Raw genomic sequence first — 1749 nt, 5'->3', positions numbered from 1 at the left:
GTTGCAACGGCCTCTCCCCCCGAAGATTGTTGTCGTAGATAACCTTCCAGTGTGGGGCAGGGGCCGTTGTCCTTCAACTCGGGCGCATCCCGTTTTGTTTTGAAATGAAATCAGACTTCTGCATAAGCCTCCCGGTCCGTCGGGTGGGCTGGTCAGGCGGCCAGGCTCACCACGAGGGTCTGGCCGGACTGCGGGCGGTAGAGGAGGAAGTTCGTCGAGCGGTAGGTGCGCTTACCGAGGACGTCGCACCTGACCTGGACGGTCGCGGTGCTGGGCAGCTGCGGGTTGCCGAAGACGGTCGAGAAGCGTCCGCCGCCGCCCACGGTCGCGCCATGTGACTCCCCGCCGCCGCTGATCAGAAGCGATTCGGCCGAACCGATGGTGCACCGGACTGTTCCGGCGACCGTCAGCGGATTGTTGATGGTGCCGGCGGCCGCCGGCAGAGCCAGGGGGATGGCGACCAGGGGCGCCGCGATCCCGGCGAGCATGGCAGCGGTCCTGAACCTTGAGATTCCGCGCACGACACACCTCCGAGGCAGGTCAACGACGTGCTGCTCCAGGTGTACCCATCGACACCCCAGGTAGTCGAGAGGTGCGGGTGAGTGACGTGCGGCCGCCGATCACACGTCGGCGTGGCAGCAGACCTCCAGTTCCATCCCGTCCGGGTCGCGGAAGAACAGGGACCACTCCGAGCCGAGCCGCTGGATCTCACCGATGTCGGCGCCGTGCTCGCGCAGCCGGTCGCGGGTCGCCTCCAGAGTCGCCAGTGAGTCGACGGCCAGGCCGAAATGGTCGATGGGCCCGCGCCCGCCCACGCGACGCCGATCGACGGCGCCGTCCTCAGCCGACGCTTCGAACACGTTGAGTGCCGCATCTCCACCGAGGTCAAGGATCGTCATCCGAGGGTGACCCTGCTCCGCGGCCATCTCGAAGGTGGTCTTCGCGTCGAAGACGTCGGAATAGAATGCGACGATTTTGTCCAGATCAGACGTGATCGTGGCGATGTGGTTGAAGCCTGTCGTGATCGGCATTGTTCCCCGCTTCTGCCCGGCTACTGGCCCGTTGCCCTCGCCCGCAGGTTATGACCTCAACCGGAGTTCAGGTCAACCGGATTTCAGGTCAACCGGCGCGTCAGCTGGCCGACTCCGGCGCTCGGAGTGGATCGTCGTTGTCGGCGCTCAGTCGTGCAGGGGCAGGTCGTTGCCTGCACCGGCGGGCTGCTGCCGCGCGATGACGATGGGTGCCTCCAACGCCGCCGTGGGTGCGGCCTCGCCGGGCTGGTGGACGACGACGGCGGCCGGCGCGTCCGAGCGGTCCGGGTGGAGCAGGAGGAAGGTGAGCAGTAGGCCGAGGAGCAGGAAACCGGAGCCGACGAACATGCCGAACGCGCTGCCGGCGGCGAAGGCGCGCAGGGGGTCGTGGCCGCTGGCGATGAGGTCCTCGGTCCGGTTGTTGGCCAGGGTGCCGAGGATCGCCAGCGCGATCGCGCCGGAGATCTGCATCGTCACGTTCACGATGCCGGACGCGAGACCCGCGTCTGCGGGCGGGACGTCCCGCATCGCGATCGTCAGCAGGGGGAGGAACGTCAGGGCCGCGCCGACACCCACGCCCATGAGGGCGATGAACAGCCAGGGAAAGTAGCCGCCGCTGCCGTATCCCTCGAACCAGCCGAGCAGCACCAGGCTGCTGGTCAGCACGACCAGCCCGATGATGAGAACCGAGCGGGCACCGAGTCGATCCATCAGTGCC

General features: G+C 67.3%; 3 protein-coding genes. All 3 read right to left on the bottom strand.

Features of this window, described 5'->3' with window-relative positions; translation table 11 throughout:
* Positions 1-152: 152 nt before the first annotated feature.
* Positions 153-488: a hypothetical protein gene (locus G6R24_RS20685; RefSeq protein ID WP_225438877.1), complete on the bottom strand. Its 336-nt coding sequence runs from the start codon at positions 486-488 to the stop codon at positions 153-155.
* A 132-nt stretch (positions 489-620) separates the two neighbouring features.
* On the bottom strand, positions 621-1031 hold the full coding sequence (locus G6R24_RS20680; protein ID WP_163550798.1) for a VOC family protein: 411 nt from the start codon (positions 1029-1031) through the stop codon (positions 621-623).
* 147 nt (positions 1032-1178) lie between these two features.
* A partial coding sequence (locus tag G6R24_RS20675; protein ID WP_163550797.1) for an MFS transporter occupies positions 1179-1749 on the bottom strand: 571 nt, incomplete at its 5' end.

This window comes from Candidatus Frankia nodulisporulans (assembly GCF_902806475.1).
Classification (GTDB): Bacteria; Actinomycetota; Actinomycetes; order Frankiales; family Frankiaceae; genus Frankia; species Frankia umida.
The sequence above is the reverse complement of the archived record's forward strand: the minus strand, read 5'-3'. Positions and strand labels throughout refer to the sequence as shown.

What these genes read in the sequence shown, in the direction of transcription:
- G6R24_RS20680 (WP_163550798.1), bottom strand. Translation starts at nt 1,031, where the DNA reads ATGCCGATCACGACAGGCTTCAACCACATCGCCACGATCACGTCTGAT.
- G6R24_RS20685 (WP_225438877.1), bottom strand. Translation starts at nt 488, where the DNA reads ATGCTCGCCGGGATCGCGGCGCCCCTGGTCGCCATCCCCCTGGCTCTG.